The sequence below is a fragment of the Micromonospora sp. HUAS YX12 genome (genome assembly GCF_040215685.1).
GTDB lineage: Bacteria > Actinomycetota > Actinomycetes > Mycobacteriales > Micromonosporaceae > Micromonospora > Micromonospora tulbaghiae.
Genome location: NZ_CP157974.1, coordinates 704,855 through 721,554, shown reverse-complemented (window position 1 = coordinate 721,554; position 16,700 = coordinate 704,855). Strand labels below are relative to the sequence as shown.

Annotated in this window: 11 protein-coding genes; 6 read left to right on the top strand and 5 right to left on the bottom strand. The window is 73.4% G+C overall.

The genetic code is table 11. The features are described 5' to 3' along the window. The first annotated feature begins 8 nt into the window (after window positions 1–8). Window positions 9–776 (top strand): hypothetical protein, encoded by a 768-nt coding sequence (locus ABIH81_RS03510; protein ID WP_349878995.1) that lies wholly within the window; start codon window positions 9–11, stop codon window positions 774–776. 147 nt (window positions 777–923) lie between these two features. On the opposite strand, the gene ppc is transcribed toward ABIH81_RS03510, so the two are convergent. Next, window positions 924–3,710, bottom strand: a complete 2,787-nt coding sequence (ppc, locus tag ABIH81_RS03505; protein ID WP_349878994.1) for a phosphoenolpyruvate carboxylase — start codon at window positions 3,708–3,710, stop codon at window positions 924–926. Between the two features lie 123 nt (window positions 3,711–3,833). Then, the gene (locus ABIH81_RS03500) at window positions 3,834–4,862 is read right to left on the bottom strand and encodes a hypothetical protein (RefSeq protein ID WP_349878993.1); all 1,029 of its coding nucleotides are present in this window, start codon (window positions 4,860–4,862) and stop codon (window positions 3,834–3,836) included. An 84-nt stretch (window positions 4,863–4,946) separates the two neighbouring features. On the opposite strand from ABIH81_RS03500, the gene ABIH81_RS03495 reads away from it, so the two are divergent. Continuing rightward, the gene (locus ABIH81_RS03495) at window positions 4,947–5,987 is read left to right on the top strand and encodes a S66 peptidase family protein (protein ID WP_349878992.1); all 1,041 of its coding nucleotides are present in this window, start codon (window positions 4,947–4,949) and stop codon (window positions 5,985–5,987) included. A 262-nt stretch (window positions 5,988–6,249) separates the two neighbouring features. Here the strand turns inward: ABIH81_RS03495 and ABIH81_RS03490 are convergent, their stop codons facing one another. Then, window positions 6,250–7,155, bottom strand: coding sequence for a cyclase family protein (locus ABIH81_RS03490; RefSeq protein ID WP_349878991.1), 906 nt, complete (start codon window positions 7,153–7,155; stop codon window positions 6,250–6,252). Window positions 7,156–7,310: 155 nt separating this feature from the next. Between ABIH81_RS03490 and mfd the strand changes: the two genes are divergently transcribed. The 4 genes from mfd to ABIH81_RS03470 all read left to right on the top strand — a co-directional run bounded on the left by mfd (window position 7,311) and on the right by ABIH81_RS03470 (window position 14,928). Then, window positions 7,311–10,976, top strand: coding sequence for a transcription-repair coupling factor (gene mfd / locus ABIH81_RS03485; RefSeq protein WP_349878990.1), 3,666 nt, complete (start codon window positions 7,311–7,313; stop codon window positions 10,974–10,976). A gap of 104 nt (window positions 10,977–11,080) precedes the next feature. Beyond that, the gene (locus ABIH81_RS03480; RefSeq protein ID WP_349878989.1) at window positions 11,081–11,851 is read left to right on the top strand and encodes a SurA N-terminal domain-containing protein; all 771 of its coding nucleotides are present in this window, start codon (window positions 11,081–11,083) and stop codon (window positions 11,849–11,851) included. Next, complete coding sequence (locus tag ABIH81_RS03475; RefSeq protein WP_349878988.1) at window positions 11,848–12,837, top strand: nucleoside triphosphate pyrophosphohydrolase; 990 nt, start codon at window positions 11,848–11,850, stop codon at window positions 12,835–12,837. The genes ABIH81_RS03480 and ABIH81_RS03475 overlap by 4 nt, the downstream gene beginning before the upstream one ends. Before the next feature lie 471 nt (window positions 12,838–13,308). Further along, window positions 13,309–14,928 carry a DUF885 domain-containing protein gene (locus ABIH81_RS03470; protein WP_349878987.1) on the top strand — a complete coding sequence of 540 codons (1,620 nt, stop codon included), beginning with the start codon at window positions 13,309–13,311 and terminating at the stop codon, window positions 14,926–14,928. 33 nt (window positions 14,929–14,961) lie between these two features. Here ABIH81_RS03470 and ABIH81_RS03465 read toward each other — a convergent pair whose 3' ends face one another. Continuing rightward, entirely contained in the window at window positions 14,962–15,726 is a 765-nt protein-coding gene (locus ABIH81_RS03465) for an NUDIX domain-containing protein (RefSeq protein WP_349878986.1), read from the bottom strand. Window positions 15,727–15,845: 119 nt separating this feature from the next. After that, window positions 15,846–16,538, bottom strand: coding sequence for a hypothetical protein (locus ABIH81_RS03460; protein ID WP_349878985.1), 693 nt, complete (start codon window positions 16,536–16,538; stop codon window positions 15,846–15,848). Window positions 16,539–16,700: the final 162 nt, after the last annotated feature.

Here is a 16,700-nt window from a genome sequence, read left to right as displayed (position 1 = left end):
TTCGAGTCATGGAGTTCGCGTTGTGGCTGGTCCTGATCCTGCTGCTCGGAGGTGCGTTCGTGCTCTGGCAAAGGGGGAGCAGATCGCGGCGGTCCAACGAGCTGGCCGACGCCCGCGCCGAGGCGCAGCGCTGGTACGAGCGGCTCGGCGGCCAGCTGATGAATCTGCACGGCGACGCCCCGGCGGTCCGGCAGGCGCTCGCCGACGCGGGTGAGCGGTACAACGCGGCCGGTTCGCAGCTGGAGCAGGCGACCACGCCGCGCCAGTTCGGGCTGGCCCGGGAGACCGCGCTGGAAGGGCTGGCGTACATCCGGGCGGCGCGGACCGCGATGGGCATCGACCCGGGTCCGGAGCTGCCGCCGCTCGCCGCCGCCCAGGGCGCGGGCGCGCTCACCAAGGAGCGCCAGGTCGACGTGCAGGGGCAGACGTTCCGGGCCGGCCCGCAGCCGGGGAACGCGACGCCCTACTACTACCCGGGTGGCCGGTTCCAGGGGCGGCCGGTGCCGGCCGGCTGGTACTCCACGCCGTGGTGGAAGACCGCGCTCGGCGCGGGCGTCGGTGTGGTCGGCGGTCTCCTGATCGCGGACGCGCTGTTCTCACCCGCGTTCGCCGACCCCGGATACGACGCCGGCTACCAGGAGGGCTTCGGCGACGGCCAGGACTTCGGCGACCAGGGCGGTGACATGGGCGGCGGCGACCAGGGTGGTGGCGACTACGCGGGCGGCGACTTCGGCGGCGGGGACTTCGGTGGTGACTTCGGCGGCGGCGACTTCTAGCCGGCGCCGCCGCGTCGGGCGCCGCTCGCCGCCGCGTCGGGCGCCGCTCGCCGCGCGTCGGGCGCTGCTCGCGGCGCGCCGGGCGCACGCGTTAAGAAGGGCCCCTTCTTATGCACGAGGCGTTAAGAGGGGGCCCTTCCTTACACGTCAGCCGGTGTTGCGCATGCCGGCGGCGATGCCGTTGACGGTGGTCAGCAGTGCCCGCTCCAGCGCCGTGCCGTCGTTCGGGGCACGCCGGCCGCCCGGCGCGGTCGCCACCGCCCGCCCGGCGGCGCCGGATTCGCGGTACTGCCGCAGCAACGCCACCTGGAGGTGGTGCAGCGGCTCCAGGTAGGTGTCCCGCACGGCGAGCGTGCGCTGGAGTACCGGCGAGTTGTCCAGCAACGCCGGTGCGGCGGTGATCGCCAGCACCTCCTGCTTGGTCAGCTCGTACTCCTGCTCGATCTTGTCGAAGATCGGGTGCAGTTTCTTCGGCACCAGCGTCTCCACGTAGCGCCGGGCGATGGTCAGGTCGGTCTTGGTCAGCATCATCTCGACGTTCGACAGGAACGTGCGGAAGAAGTGCCAGTTCCGGTTCATCTCGGCGAGCACGTCGGCCAGCCCGGCCGCCCGCGCGGCGGCCAGCCCGGAACCCACGCCGAACCAGCCCGGCACGATCTGCCGGGTCTGCGTCCAGCCGAACACCCACGGGATGGCCCGCAGGCCGGACAGGCCGGCGCCGGTGTTCGGGCGCTTCGCCGGCCGGGAGCCGATGTTCAGCGCGCCGAGCAGCTCGGTCGGGGTGGAGGCCCAGAAGTACGCGGGCAGGTCCGGGTCCTCGACCAGCGACCGGTACGACCGGAACGCCGACTCGGATACCACGTCCATCGCCGCGTCCCAGCGCTCCAGCATCTCGGCCGGCTGCCGGGGAGCGGTGTGCAGCAGCGTGGCCTGGAGCACCGCCGCCACGGTCAGTTCCAGGTTCTCCCGGGCCAGCGCCGGCAGCGTGTACTTGTCGGAGATGACCTCGCCCTGCTCGGTCACCTTGATCGCGCCGTCCAGCGTGCCGTACGGCTGGGCCAGGATCGCGTCGTGCGTGGGGCCGCCACCCCGGCCGACGGTGCCGCCCCGGCCGTGGAACAACCGCAGGTGTACGCCGTGCCGCGCGGCCACGTCCCGCAGCGCGCGCTGCGCCCGGTGGATCGACCACTGGCTGGTGGTGATGCCCGCCTCCTTGTTGGAGTCGGAGTAGCCGAGCATGACCTCCTGCACGTCGCCCCGGGCCGCGACGAGCGCCCGGTACGCGGGCAGCGACAGCAGCTCGTCCAGCAGCTCACCACCGGCGTTCAGCTCGGCCGGGGTCTCCAGCAGCGGCACGATGCCGATGCGGGCGCGGCCGGAGTGCACGTCCACCAGGCCGGCCTCGCGGGCCAGCACCACGGCGGCGAGCACGTCGTCCACGCCGAGCGTCATCGAGATGATGTACGACTCGATGACCTCCGGGCCGAACCGGTCCTGCGCCTCGCGGATGGCCGCGAACACGTCGAACGTCTTGCGGGCCGACTCAGTGAGCGGGCTGTCCTGGGTGGAGAGCGGACGCCGGCCGGTCAGCTCGTCGGCGAGCAGCTTGGTGCGCTCCAGCCGGGACAGCGCCGGGTAGTCGGAGACCTCGCCGACCGCCTCGTAGAGCTGGGCCAGCACCTCGTGGTGCTTCTCCGCGTGCTCGCGGATGTCCATGGTGGCCAGGTGCAGGCCGAACGCGGACACCGTACGGATGGTCGAGGCGAGCCGCCCGACGGCGGTGAGCTGGCCGGAGTTGCGGGCCAGCGACGCGCGCAGCAGTTCCAGGTCGGCGATCAACTCGGTCGAGCCCCGGTAGTCCCGCCCCGGCACGTGCGGGGTGCCGGCCCGCAGCCGCTCCCGGGTGTTGGCGAGCTTCGCCTTCACGCACCGGGCCTTGAGCCGGTACGGCTCCTCCGCGTTGACCCGGCGGAACCGGGGCGCCACCTCGGGCAGCGCGTCCAGGTCCTTGGCCAGGCTGGCGGACAGGTCGAGCGACACCGCGCGCAGCCGCCGGGAGACGCTGACCTCGCTGATCAGCTCGTCCATCGCCTTCTCGGTGGCGGCGATGCCGTGCTCGTGCTGGATGCGCAGCACCTCGCGGGTGACCACCGGCGTGACGAACGGGTTGCCGTCGCGGTCGCCGCCGATCCAGGTGCCGAAGCTCAGTGGGCGGGACGTCGGCGAGGTCTCCACGCCGAGCGTGCGCAGCGTGTCGGCGAGGTCGTCGAGGACCTGCGGCGCGGCCTCGGCGTACAGGTCCCGCAGGTAGTAGATCGCGTTGCGCGCCTCGTCGGTCGGGTCCGGCCGGTCCAGCCGCAGCTCGTCGGTCTGCCACATGAGATCGAGCAGTTCGGCCAGGCGGCGGTTCGCCGGGCCCTCGTCGCTGGCGCCGTAGAGGATCGCGTTCGCGGTCTCGGCGTCCAGCTCGTCGGCGACCGCACGCAGCTTGGACAGGATGGACCGGCGGGCCGCCTCGGTGGGGTGGGCGGTGAAGACCGGGCGTACGGCCAGGCGGCGGGCCGCCGCGGCGATCTCCTCGGCCGGTACGCCCCGCTCGGCGATCATCTTGGCCGCCTGGTCCAGCCACCCGCCGTGGGTGGCGCGGCGGCGGCGCAGGTCCCGGGCGCGGTGCACCTGCTCGGTGATGTTCGCCAGGTGGAAGTAGGTGGAGAAGGCGCGGGCCAGCTTCGTGCCGGTGGTGACGTCGAGCCCGGCGAGGCGCTGGGCCGCGGCCGGCACGTCGGAGCGGACCTGGGCGCGGATCTCCTCGACCAGGTCGAGCAGCGGGCGGCCCTCCTGACGGGCAAGGGTCTGCCCGAGCAGCGTGCCGAGGCGGCGGATGTCGGCCCGGAGAGCGGCGTCGGGGCCGTCGTGGTCGTGCTGGTCGGTCACGGTTGCGCTCCTTACGCGAGGACGAAGGACAGCGCTGTCCGACTCCTCTGGATGGTATCCGCGCGGCCCCGGCGGACAGGAGGGGGACGGCGTGATGATCTGCACTCTGGGACGGCCCGCGGGTCAGCCCCGCTCGGCGGCGTGCCGATCCGGCTCCGGCCGGCGGCGCGCGCGGAACATCGTCGCGGTGAGCAGACCGGCCAGGCCGGCGACCACCCAGACCAGCAGCCCGGTCAGCGCCCAGCCACCGCCGCGCCAGTCGAAGTAGATCGCCGACTTGAACAGGTCGGTGGCCAGGCCGGGCACGTTCCAGCGGTGCATCCCGCGCAGGAACGGCGGCAGGAACTCGGGCGCGTAGATGCCGCCGGAGCCGGGGTTGCCGAGCACCACGAGCAGCAGGATCACGATGCCGGTGCCGAGCAGCCCGAGCCAGCCCTGCACGGCGGCGGCCACCATCCCGGCCGCGAACGCGGCGAGCGCCCCGACCACCGCGACCGTCGCCACGCGATCTTCGAACACGCCGAGGACCGGCCCGACCAGGATCGCGCCGATGACGCCGAGCAGGATCGCGTGCACCGCGAGCGTGGCGATCCGCAGCCCGGCCCGGCGCAGGTCGCGCGGGCTGGTGCCGAGCGAGATGCCGAGCGCCGTGGACGCCAGGTAGCCGCCGAGCACCACGCCGACGGCCAGGTAGAACGGGACCAGGCCGCGCGGGTCGTCGGCGGAGACCGGCACGTCGTCGGTGACCTGGAGCGGCACCCCGGCCTGCCGGGCCGCCTCGGTGAACACCTCGGTGACGAGTTCGGTGGCGGCGGGCGCGCCCGCGCTGGCGGTGGCGAGCGTCAGGCCGCCCTCCGGGGCGGAGCTGAGCACCGCGTACACCGACCGGTCGTTGAGGCCGTCGGAGGCGGCGCCGCGGCTGTCGTACCCGACGGGTTTGATCACGTCGGTGCGGGCGCGGACGGCGGACATCACGGCCTGGGCCTGCTGGTCGCCGGCGACGACGGCGACCGGCACGTCGCGCGGGTCCGGCTTGTGCAGCGCGCCGACGTAGGCGGCGATGAACGCGCTGGCCAGCGCCAGGGTGCCGAGGATCAGCGCCGCCGTGCGGGGCAGCCAGTCCCGGGTACGCAGCTCCGGCTCGTCGTCCACGGCCTCAGCCTATTGCGGGCATATGCCCGGCTCGTGATGTTTCGTCGGGCGAAAACCGCTGGTCCGGGCCGATAGCGTCGGGCCATGACGGTGCCTGTCTATCCCGCCAAACCGCAGCCGGGCGACCGGGTCGCGGTCGTCTCACCCTCCGCCGGCCTGCCGGGTCTCTTCCCCCACGTGTACGAGCTGGGGCTGCGCCGGCTCCGCGACGAGCTGGGGCTGGAACCGGTGGAGTATTCGACCACCCGGGTCATGGGCGCCGGCCCGCGCGACCGGGCGCGTGACCTGACCGCCGCGTTCGCCGACCCGACGATCACCGCCGTGCTGGCCACCGTCGGCGGGGACGATCTGATCACCGTCACCCCGTACCTGGACGACGACGTGCTGCGGGCCAACCCGAAGCCGTACTTCGGCTACTCGGACAACACCAACGTGCTCAACCACCTGTACCGGCTGGGTGTCGTCGGCTACCACGGCGGCTCGGTGCTGGTGCACCTCGGGCGCTCCGGCAAGCCGCACCCGCTCACGCTCGACTCGCTGCGCGCCGCGCTGTTCACCTCCGGCTGGTACGACCTGAACCCGGCCCGCGAGTGGGGCGACGAGCCGTGCGACTGGCGTGACCCGGCCACGCTGGCGGAGGAGCCGCCGATGTACCCGTCCGAGGGCTGGCGCTGGCACGGCCCGGCCCGGGTGGTGCGGGGCCGGACGTGGGGCGGCTGCCTGGAGATCGTGCACTGGCTGATGGCGACCGACCGGGTTCCGTCCGCCGCCGAGCTGGCCGGGTCGGTGCTGGTGCTGGAGACGTCCAACGAGCTGCCGTCCGCGCAGGAGGTCTTCCGGATGGTGCGGAACCTGGGTGAGCGCGGGCTGCTCGCCGGCTTCCCGGCGATCGTGGTCGGCCGCCCCAAGGCGTGGGACTTCGACCGGCCGCACTCCGTCGCGGAGCGGCTGGCCTGGGCCGCCGACCAGCGGGAGGCGATCCTGTCGGCGCTCGTCCCCTATGCCGACGACCCAGTGGTGGTCTTCGACGTCGACCTGGGTCACACCGACCCGCAGGTGATCATCCCGTACGGCGGCGAGATCCGGGTCGACGCGGTCGAGCGGCGGATCGCGGTGCGCTACTGACCCCGCACGAATACCCCTGCGCCGCTACTCACCCGCCGCTCCATCCGGCTGGGTGGAACGTCATGGGTGTCTCCGGCCTGGTTTGGCACCCGTGGTGTTCCACCCACCGCCTTGCTGGGCCGACCCGCTGGCGGGGTGTGTGCGGGCGGCCGGCGGCGCGGGCGAGATAGGAAAGATCCACTCCGCTTCGCCGAGGTGGCGGCATCGGCGGGCGCTGGACCCCGCCACTTCGGCGAACTGGAGTGGATCTTGCGGAGGGGGATCAGACGATCGCGAAGGCCCGGACCGGGAACGTGCCCATGCCGGCCACCCGCGGCGGGGCGGCGGTGAACCGGAAGCCGGTCGGGGGCAGCGCGTCCAGGCCGGTCAGGTGCTCCACGATCGGCACCCCGGAGGCCAGCAGACCGGTGTGCGCCGGGCGCCGGCCGGCCGCCGCCGGAGTCATGTCGTCGATGTTGATCGAGTCGATGCCGACGAGCGCGGCGCCCGACTCGGCCAGCCACTGCGCGCCGTCGCCGGTCAGGTAGGGCGCCTCCGGGGCGGCGTACGCGTCGGTGCCGAAGTGCGCGTCCCAGCCGGTGTGCAGCAGCACCGCGCACCCGGCCACGTCGTACGGGGCGAGCATCAGCCGGTCCACCGCCCGCGTACCGGCCGGCACGCGGACCACCAGGCCGGGCAGGTCGGCGAGGCGGTCCAGCGGCACCCCGGTCAGGTCCGGTCCGTCGGCGAAGCGGTGCGACGGCGTGTCCACGTACGTGCCGGTGTTGGCGATCATGTCGATCCGCGCGACGTGGAACTCGACACCCGGCGCGTACCGCTTCCGGGACGCCTCCCGGGTCAGCCACTCGGTGATCGCCGGTGCGGGCCATCCGGGCAGCGTGACCAGGCCGTCGGTGATCACGTGACTCAGTTCGACGAGCTTCCGCCCGCCGCCGGTGGCCGGGGCGGCCACCCCGCGCCCGCCCTTGTGCGGCTCCTCGACGACGGTCCGGTTGGTGATCCGTACCTCGCCGACCATGAGCAGCCCCAGGTGCCGGACCAGTAGAGCGGCCACCTCGTCGTCGGTGACGTCCGGGTGCGGCACGTCCAGCCGGAACCCGTCGGTGCGCAGGCCACCACCGTTGGAGAAAACCACCTCGGCGTCGAAGACCGTCCGATACTCGACCATCCGCCCACCGCACCACGCCCGGTCGCGGCCGGTCAAGATCCAACAGCGGGCGGCCCCGGATCGTCGGTGGAGGGGGATAGGCTCGAACGGTGCACCCCCCGTCCGGCTGGACGCGGGGTCGTCGTCGTGTGCCGAGCCGCTGGAAGTGATCACTGATGCTCACCGGACTCTTCTCCGCCGCCCTGGCCGACCCGGGGCTGGCCCGGGCGCGTGACCTGGCGCGCTCCGGTGCCGCGCAGGTCGACGGGCTCGACCTCACCGCCCCGGCCGCGCTGCGCCCGTTCGCGGTGGCAGCGGTCGCCGCCGACGAGCCGGCCGGCGGCGCGGGCCGCCCGGTGCTCGCGGTCACCGCCACCACCCGCGAGGCCGACGACCTGGCCTCCGCGCTGGGCAGCCTGCTGCCGCCGGAGCAGGTGGCGGTCTTCCCGTCCTGGGAGACGCTGCCGCACGAGCGCCTGTCGCCCCGCTCCGACACGGTCGGGCGGCGCCTCGCCGTGCTGCGCCGGCTGGCCCACCCGGACGCCGCCGACGCGCACGGCCGCACCGGGCCGCTGCGGGTCGTCGTCGCGCCGGTCCGGTCACTGCTCCAGCCGCAGCTCAAGGGCCTCGGCGACCTGGAACCGGTGCAGCTCGCCGCCGGGGACGAGGCCGACCTGGAGGAGGTCGCCCGCCGGCTCACCGACATGGCGTACGCCCGGGTCGACCTGGTCACCAAGCGCGGCGAGTTCGCGGTACGCGGCGGCATCCTGGACGTCTTCCCGCCCACCGACGAGCACCCGTCCCGGGTCGAGTTCTGGGGCGACGAGGTGGAGGAGATCCGCACGTTCGCGGTCGCCGACCAGCGCACCATCGAGGGGGTCGCGCAGCTCTGGGCGCCGCCGTGCCGGGAGCTGCTGCTGACCCCGGCGGTGCGGGAGCGGGCCGCCGCGCTCGCCGCCGAGCACCCCGAGCTGGCCGAGATCCTGGACAAGCTGGCCGAGGGCATCCCGGTCGAGGGCATGGAGTCGCTCGCTCCGGCCCTGATCGGCGCCGACGCGCTGGAGCTGCTCGTCGACTGCATGCCGGCCGGCACCTACGTACTCCTCTGCGACCCCGAGCGCATCCGCACCCGCGCGCACGACCTGGTCCGTACCTCGGAGGAGTTCCTCCAGGCCAGCTGGGCCGCGGCCGCCGTCGGCGGCCAGGCCCCGATCGACCTCGGCGCCGCCGCCTTCAAGACCCTGGCCGAGGTACGCACGGCGGCCCGCGCCCTGCGCCAGCCGTGGTGGACGCTCGCGCCGTTCGGCCTGGTGGAGGCGGACGCGGCGCCGGCCCGGCAGCCCTGGGAGGACGAGCCCACCGAGGTCGACGTCACCCCCGACGACGCCATCGCGGTGAGCCTCGCCGCCCAGCCGGCCCCGCTCTACCACGGCGAGACCGCCCGGGTGGTCGACGATCTGAAGCGCTGGGCCGGTGAGGGCTGGTCGATCGCGCTCGTGTTCGAGGGGCACGGTCCCGCCCAGCGCGCCGTCGAGGTGCTCCGCGACGCCGGTCTCGGCGCCCGGCTCACCGAGGAGGTTCCGGCCGCGCCCGCGCCGGGCGAGCTGCTGGTGTCCTGCGGCTGCCTCACCGCCGGGTTCGTCGACGAGGCGTCGAAGTTCGTGCTGCTCACCGGCAACGACGTCACCGGCGGCCGGGGCACCTCGACCCGCGACATGCGCAAGATGCCCAGCCGGCGGCGCAACACCATCGACCCGCTGGAGCTGAAGGCCGGCGACTTCGTGGTGCACGAGCAGCACGGCATCGGCCGGTACGTCGAGCTGGTGCAGCGCACCGTCAACGGCGCCAGCCGCGAATACCTGGTCATCGAGTACGCGCCGAGCAAGCGCGGCCAGCCCGGCGACCGCCTGTTCGTCCCCACCGACCAGCTCGACCAGCTCTCCCGCTACGTCGGCGGCGAGCAGCCCACGCTGCACAAGATGGGCGGCTCGGACTGGCAGAAGTCCAAGGCCCGGGCCCGAAAGGCGGTCCGGGAGATCGCCGCGCAGCTCATCCAGCTCTACGCCGCGCGCAAGGCGTCCAAGGGGCACAACTTCGGCCCCGACACCCCGTGGCAGCGGGAGCTGGAGGACGCGTTCCCCTGGCAGGAGACGCCCGACCAGCTGGCCGCCATCGAGGAGGTCAAGCGGGACATGGAGCAGACCGTCCCGATGGACCGGCTGATCTGCGGCGACGTCGGCTACGGCAAGACCGAGATCGCGGTACGGGCGGCGTTCAAGGCGGTGCAGGACGGCAAGCAGGTGGCCGTGCTGGTGCCGACCACGCTGCTGGTGCAGCAGCACTACAACACGTTCGCCGAGCGGATGAGCCAGTTCCCGGTGTCGATCCGGCAGCTGTCCCGGTTCCAGACGCCGAAGGAGACCGAGCAGACGCTGGAGATGGCCGCCGCCGGCACCGTCGACATCGTCATCGGCACCCACCGGCTGCTCCAGGCGTCCACCCGGTTCAAGCAACTCGGGCTGGTGATCATCGACGAGGAGCAGCGGTTCGGCGTCGAGCACAAGGAGCACCTGAAGACGCTGCGCGCCTCGGTCGACGTGCTGGCCATGTCGGCCACCCCGATCCCGCGCACGCTGGAGATGGCGATCACCGGCATCCGGGAGATGTCCACCATCGCCACCCCGCCCGAGGAGCGGCACCCGGTGCTCACGTTCGTCGGCGCGTACGACGACCGGCAGGTGGCCGCGTCCATCCACCGTGAGCTGCTGCGCGACGGTCAGGTCTTCTACCTGCACAACCGGGTCGAGTCGATCGAGAAGACGGCCCGCAGGCTCCGGGAGCTGGTGCCGGAGGCCCGGGTCGCGGTGGCGCACGGCCAGATGGGCGAGGAAGCGCTGGAGAAGGTGATGGTCGGCTTCTGGGAGAAGGAGTTCGACGTCCTGGTCTGCACCACGATCGTCGAGTCCGGCATCGACATCCCGAACGCCAACACGCTCATCGTGGAGCGGGCCGACCTGCTCGGCCTGGCCCAGCTGCACCAGATCCGCGGCCGGGTCGGCCGGGGCCGGGAGCGGGCGTACGCGTACTTCCTCTACCCGCCGGAGAAGCCGCTCACCGAGAACGCGCACGAGCGGCTGGCCACCATCGCCCAGCACACCGAACTCGGCGCGGGCATGTACGTGGCGATGAAGGACCTGGAGATCCGCGGCGCCGGCAACCTGCTCGGCGGCGAGCAGTCCGGCCACATCGAGGGCGTCGGCTTCGACCTGTACGTCCGGATGGTCGGCGAGGCGGTCTCCGCCTTCAAGGGCGAGAGCACGGAGTCCGGCGATTTGGCGACGGAGGTTCGTATTGATCTGCCGATCGACGCGCACCTGCCGCACGACTACGTCGCGGTGGAGCGGCTGCGCCTGGAGATGTACCGCAAGCTCGCCGAGGCCCGCGACGAGGAGAGGCTGCGCGAGGTGGTCGCCGAGATGACCGACCGGTACGGCGAGCCGCCCGCGCCCGTACAGAACCTGGTCGCGGTGGCGCGGTTCCGGCTGCTGGCCCGCCGCTACGGCCTGACCGACGTGTCGATGCAGGGCAAGCACATCCGGTTCGGCCCGCTGCCGCTGCCCGACTCGAAGCAGATGCGCCTCAAGCGCTACCACCCGGACTCGGTCTACAAGCAGGCGCTCGACCAGGTCAGCGTGCCCCGGCCGAGCACCCGGCGGATCGGCGGCGAGCCGCTGCGCGACCAGGCGCTGCTGGAGTGGTGCGGGCAGCTCCTGTCCGACGTCCTCGGCAAGCCCGAGGAGCTGGCCGGTTCTGCCAGCCCCGCAGTGGCGAGCGGACGATGACGCGGCAAGCCCGAGGAGCTGGCCGGTTCTGCCGGCCGTACGGTCGGTGCGCGATGAGGTGGGCGGAGTCACAGGCCGGTACGGGGCGTGAGAGAGTGACCCTCATGCGTGCTCGCCGTTCCCTCGTCGCCGTCAGCGTCGCGGCCCTCGCCGCGCTCTCTCTCGCCGCCTGTGGCCGCTCCGCCCCGGACGTCGCCGCGTACGTCGGCGACACCCGGTACTCCGTCGACCGGGTCGACGGGATCTACGAGGACGCGCAGCGGCAGTACGCGGACGCGGTCCGCACCCAGGCGCCGCAGACGCCGTCGCCGGAGGAGCTGCGGTCCCCGGTGACCCGGCAGGACGTACTGAACCTGCTGGTCGCGCTCGACCTGGGCAAGCGCGTGGCGGCCGACAAGGGTCTCCAGGTCACCGACCAGGTCTCCCCGGAGCAGCTCCAGCAGCAACTGCGCATGCCGGCGAGCACCGAGTACACGAAGCTGTGGGGCGAGTGGGTCGACCTCTCCGCCACGCTCCAGCAGAGCCTGCCCCCGGCCGACCTCAGCGACGAGTCCCTGATGGCCGTCTACCAGGCCATCGAGAAGACCGGGGCGATCCAGCCGGGCCTGAGCGTCGCCGAGGTCCGGCAGGCGTTCGGCGAGGCCGGGTTCGTCCGCAGCGCCACCGCGCTGAGCAACGCGCTTCAGGAGCAGGCCGAGAAGTCGGACGTCCGCGTCAACCCCCGGTTCGGGGTGACCGGCGTGCCGTCGCTGGTCAACACCGGCCAGTCGCTCGTCTTCTACTCCCTGCCGTACGTCGACCAGGACGGCCCGGTCACCGACATCTCGACGCCGGAGGCGCCGGCCGGTGACTCGCCGGCTCCCGGAGCCGTATGACCGCGCGCATCGTCCTGCTCGTCACCTCACCCCGGCTGCCCGCCGGCCTGCTGACCTCGGCCGCCTGGGACGCCGTACGCTCCGCGCCGGTCCTCGCCGGTGCGGAGAGCGAGCTGACCCGCGCGGTCCGGATGGCCGGCGCCGAGGTGAGCGTGGTGACCGAGGGTGCGACCCAGGCGCTGCTCGACGCGTCCGCCGCGCACGGCGGCGCGGTGTGGCTGGCCGGCCCGGCCGGCGACGAGACGCTGGCCCGTGAGCTGGGGCTGCGGCTGGCGCGCGAGCCCGGCCTGGCCGAACTGGAGCTGATGTACGGCTCGTGGGATCCGCCCGGCGCCCGGCTGCTCGACGCGGTCGAGGTGATGGACCGGCTGGCCTCCCCCGGTGGCGATCCGTGGAAGCGGGCGCAGACCCACCGCACCCTGGCCGGTTTCCTGCTGGAGGAGTGCTACGAGGCGTACGACGCGATCAGCGCCGACGACACCGACGCGCTCCGCGAGGAACTGGGCGACGTGCTGCTCCAGGTGCTGCTGCACGCCCGGCTGGCGGAGAACCTGCCGGAGGGCAAGAGCTGGACCGTCGACGACGTCGCGGGCACCCTCGTCGACAAGATGGTGCGGCGCAACCCGCACGTGTTCTCCGGCGAGCCGGCCGGCTCGATCGAGGAGATCGAGGCGAACTGGGAACGGATCAAGCGGGCCGAGAAGACCCGCGACTCCGTGCTGGACGGCATCGCGCTGAGTCAGCCCGCGCTGTCGCTGGCCGCGAAGATCCTGGACCGGGCCGGACGGGTCGGCCTCGCCGTACCGCCCCCGCTGGCCGAGTCGCAGGTGGACCCGGAGGCCCGGCTCGGCGCGAGCCTGCTGGCCACTGTCGCCGCCGCCCGCCAGGCCGGCATCGATCCCGAGGCCGCGCTGAGGCGGGCCACCGTGGCGTACGCCGAAGCGATCCGAGCCGCCGAACGCACCACCCCGAACCACCCCACCTGACCAAGCCGCCCCCCTCCGCCCTCGGCGCCGCACCCCGCACCCCCGTACCCCGCGGCGGGCTCCGCCCGGCCCCCGGCCCGGCGCCCACCCAGGTCCGCGATCTTGCACTTGCTGCCCCATCGATGTCGTGAATGCCCCATCTGCCCGGCGCAAAGTGCAAGGTCGCCGCAGACGGATGCCCCGCATCCCGACGGGTGAGATGTGCAGTCCACATTGCGAGCGCTGCTGTAGATCTTGGTAGGAAAGTGCCCTCATAGGGGCCTTTTCGTACCAAGATCTACAGCCGCCCGGGCGTGGTGCTCGTCGAGACAACCGCCTCCGGGTGCCTCGCGGGCGGTGATCAAGGAGTTTGCGTCGGGATTGGACGCTGACGAGGACACAAACTCCTTGATCAACGCGACGGGGGGGAGGAGGGGGAAGGGGCGGCGGGAGGGGGAGGGGGAAGGGTGGGGCGGTCGGTAGGGTCGGGGGATGGAAGCGTTCGGGCCGCTGGCGGAGCGGATCGTGGAGGCGTTGCTCGAGAGCCGGCCCGGGCTGGCCACCTCCGCCGGAGACCACCGGTACGACGACCGGCTGCCCGATCTCTCCGCCGACGCCCTCGCCGCCGACCAGGCGATGCTGAAGGACGCGGCCGACGCGCTCGCGGAGATCGACCCGGACGCGCTGGACGTGGCGGAGGGCGTCGACCACGCGCTGCTCACCAGCCTCGTCGACCGGGGCCTGTTCGAGGCTACCGAGATCCGCAGCCACGAGTGGGATCCGCTGCGCCACAATCCGGGGCCGCTGCTGCACGCCCTGCTGGCCCGTCCCTTCGCCCCGGCCGAGGAGCGCCTCACCAGCCTGGCCGGGCGTCTGTCGGCCGTACCCGATGCGCTGTCGACAGCGCGCGCGACGCTGCGGGACATGCCGCGGGTCCACGCGGAGACGGCGGTCGGGCAGTTCACCGGTACGGCGGCGCTGATCCGCGACGAGGTGCCCGGGCTGCTGGCCGAGGCGCCGGCGTTGCGCGACCGGGTCGGCCCGGCGGCCACCGAGGCGATCGCCGCGCTGGAGGAGTTCGTGGCCTGGCTGCGGCAGGGCCTGGCCGCCGACGCCGGCCCGGGGCGTGACCCGCGGCTGGGCCGGCGGCGGTGGGAGGCGCGGCTGTGGCACACGCTCGACACCGAGCTGAGCGCCGCCGAGGTGCAGCGCCGTGCCTGGGCCAACCTCGACCGGGTCACCGAGGAGATCCGCGCGGCGTCGGTCGAGCTGGTCGGTGGTCCGGCCGACGACGAGACGGTACGCCGGGCGCTGGACCTCCTGGCCGCCGAGCACCCGGACGACGCCACGATCGTCGACCTCGCCTCGGTCACGCTGGACGAGGCGAGTGACTTCGTCCGCCACCACGATCTGGTCAGCACGGTCGGCGACCCGTGCGTCATCCAGGAGATGCCGGAGTTCGCGCGGGGCGTGGCGGTGGCCTACTGCGACTCGCCGGGCCCACTGGAGACGGCCGACGTGCCGACGTTCTACTGCATCTCGCCGACCCCGGCGGACTGGCCGGCGCAGCGGGTCGAGTCGTTCTACCGCGAGTACAACGACCACATGATCCGCAACCTGACCGTGCACGAGGCGATGCCCGGGCACTTCCTCCAGCTCGCCCACGCCCGCCGCTACGACGGCCCGACCCGGGTACGCGCGCTCACCGAGTCGGGTGTGTTCGTCGAGGGCTGGGCGGTCTACGCGGAGGAGCTGATGGCCGGGCTCGGCTTCGGCGGGCTGCCGGTGCGGTTGCAGCAGCTCAAGATGCAGCTCCGGATGACCATCAACGCGCTGCTGGACCAGCTCGTGCACTGCGACGACCTGCCCGAGTCCGAGGCGATGGCGCTGATGACCGGGCGTGGCTTCCAGGAGGAGGGCGAGGCAGCCGGCAAGTGGCGGCGGGCGTTGCTCACCTCGACGCAGCTCTCCACGTACTTCGTCGGCTACAGCGAGATGGCCGGCATCGCCGCAGCCCGGCCGGACGGGGTGCCGCTGCGCGACTGGCACGACGCCATGCTGGCGCACGACTGCCCGCCGCCGCGCCACCTGCGGACGCTGCTCGGGGTGTGACGGCCGCCGCCCAGGCGGCAACCCGGCCTGCGGTCACCGCCCGGCGGCGACCGCGTCGATCAGCCAGCGCGACAGCGAGTACGCGGGCGGCAGCTCGGCGGGCAGCGCGTCCACCGGGAACCAGCGCGCCTCGGTCAGCTCGGTGCCGTCGGCAAGCGGTTCGGCGGCCGGGTCGGTGACCTCGGCGGTGAAACCGGCGAGCAGCGTGCCGGGCCCGGACAGCGCCCACGGCTGGCTGTCCACGTAGGCCGGTCGTCGCAGCGTCAGGCCGACCTCCTCGGCGACCTCGCGGTGCACGGCCGCCTCCAGCGACTCGCCGGCCTCGACGAACCCGGCGACGAGCGCCCAGAGCTGCGTCGGCCCCTGCGCGTGGCGGACGAGCAGCAGTTCGTCGGGGCCACCGGCCGGGCCGGGGCGGGTGATCGCGGTCAGGACCGCGACTGACAGCGGTACGAACACGGTGAGGTCGCAGTCCGGGCAGCGGCGCGCGGTTTCGCCCGGCACGTCGGCCAGCTCGGCCCGGCACGCGCCGCACCACCTGTGGGTACGCCGCCAGGTGACCACGGCGAGCGCCCGCCCGGCGAGGTCCGCCTGGGGTGCGGGCAGCTCGGCGGCGAGGCCGCGCCAGCTACGCCACCGGCCGGGCGTCGACTCCGGATCGCTCACCTCGGCCGCCCAGGCCGGGATGCCGTCGAGCGTGCCGACCGGGGTCCAGGCGAGGTCGCCGGGCAGCACGCCGATCCGCAGCGGCTGTGCGTCGTCGGGTCCGGTCAGCAGCTTCCGGCCGGAAACCGGCAACGCCAGGTCGTCCGGCCGCGGCGGCCGCCGGTGATCGGCGGCGGGCCGGAATCCGGAACCGGACGAGTGAGCGACGGCGGCCCCAGCCCCGGCGCCGGACGCGGAACCGCCGGGCGGGGTCACGACGTGGACGGGCGGCGGTCCACCACGCCGGCGCCGGCCGGCACGGCGAACGCGGCGGCCTCGACGCTCTCGGTGTAGCGGCTCAGCGTCACCTCGGCGGGCTTGCCGTCGAGCGTGCCGGAGAAGCTGCCCAGCACGCCCTCGTTCGTCACGCAGGCGCTGAAGCGCTCCCCGTCGTGGGTGACGTCGACGCAGGTGGCGTGGCGGCCGGCGAGTGTGGTGTCGCTCTGCTCGATGACCGCCTCCGGCGCCAGCGCCGCGTCGGTGAGCAGCCGGATCACCGCGGGCGGCGTGACCAGGCCCTGCTTGCGGGCCTCGTCGTAGACGACCACCGACGGCTTCCCGGCGGTGAGCACGGGCGGCGAGACGGTGCAGGAGGTACGGGCGGCGGTGCTCGCGCACCGGGTCACCGACTCCTGGGTCACCGTGATCTTGCCGCCGGGCCAGGTGTACGTGGACCGCAGCGGCTTCTTGGTCTGCGCGATCGAGGCGGTCCGGCCGCCGTCGATCTGGTAGTCGGCGGCCCAGGTCTGCTCCAGCGCCCGGTCCATCCGCGCGGCGAGGTCGTTGACCAGGTCGGCGCGACCGAGCGCGACGTTCGCGTCGTCCAGGGCCTGACAGCCGGTGACCGAGAGCGACGCGATGACCGAGGCGGCGAGCACGCGGAGAGTCGTCGAGGCGGCAGGCATGATGCCCAGCCTTGTCGATCGACGCAACGTCTCGCAAACCGGTTGCCGGTTGACGACCGGTAATCCGGGAATGTCCGTCTCAGCAAGCGCCTCGGGGGCCGCCCCGAGCGGGGTGCGGCAGGGCGGGGACCGATACGCTGCGTTCAACACCTGCCTCAGCCG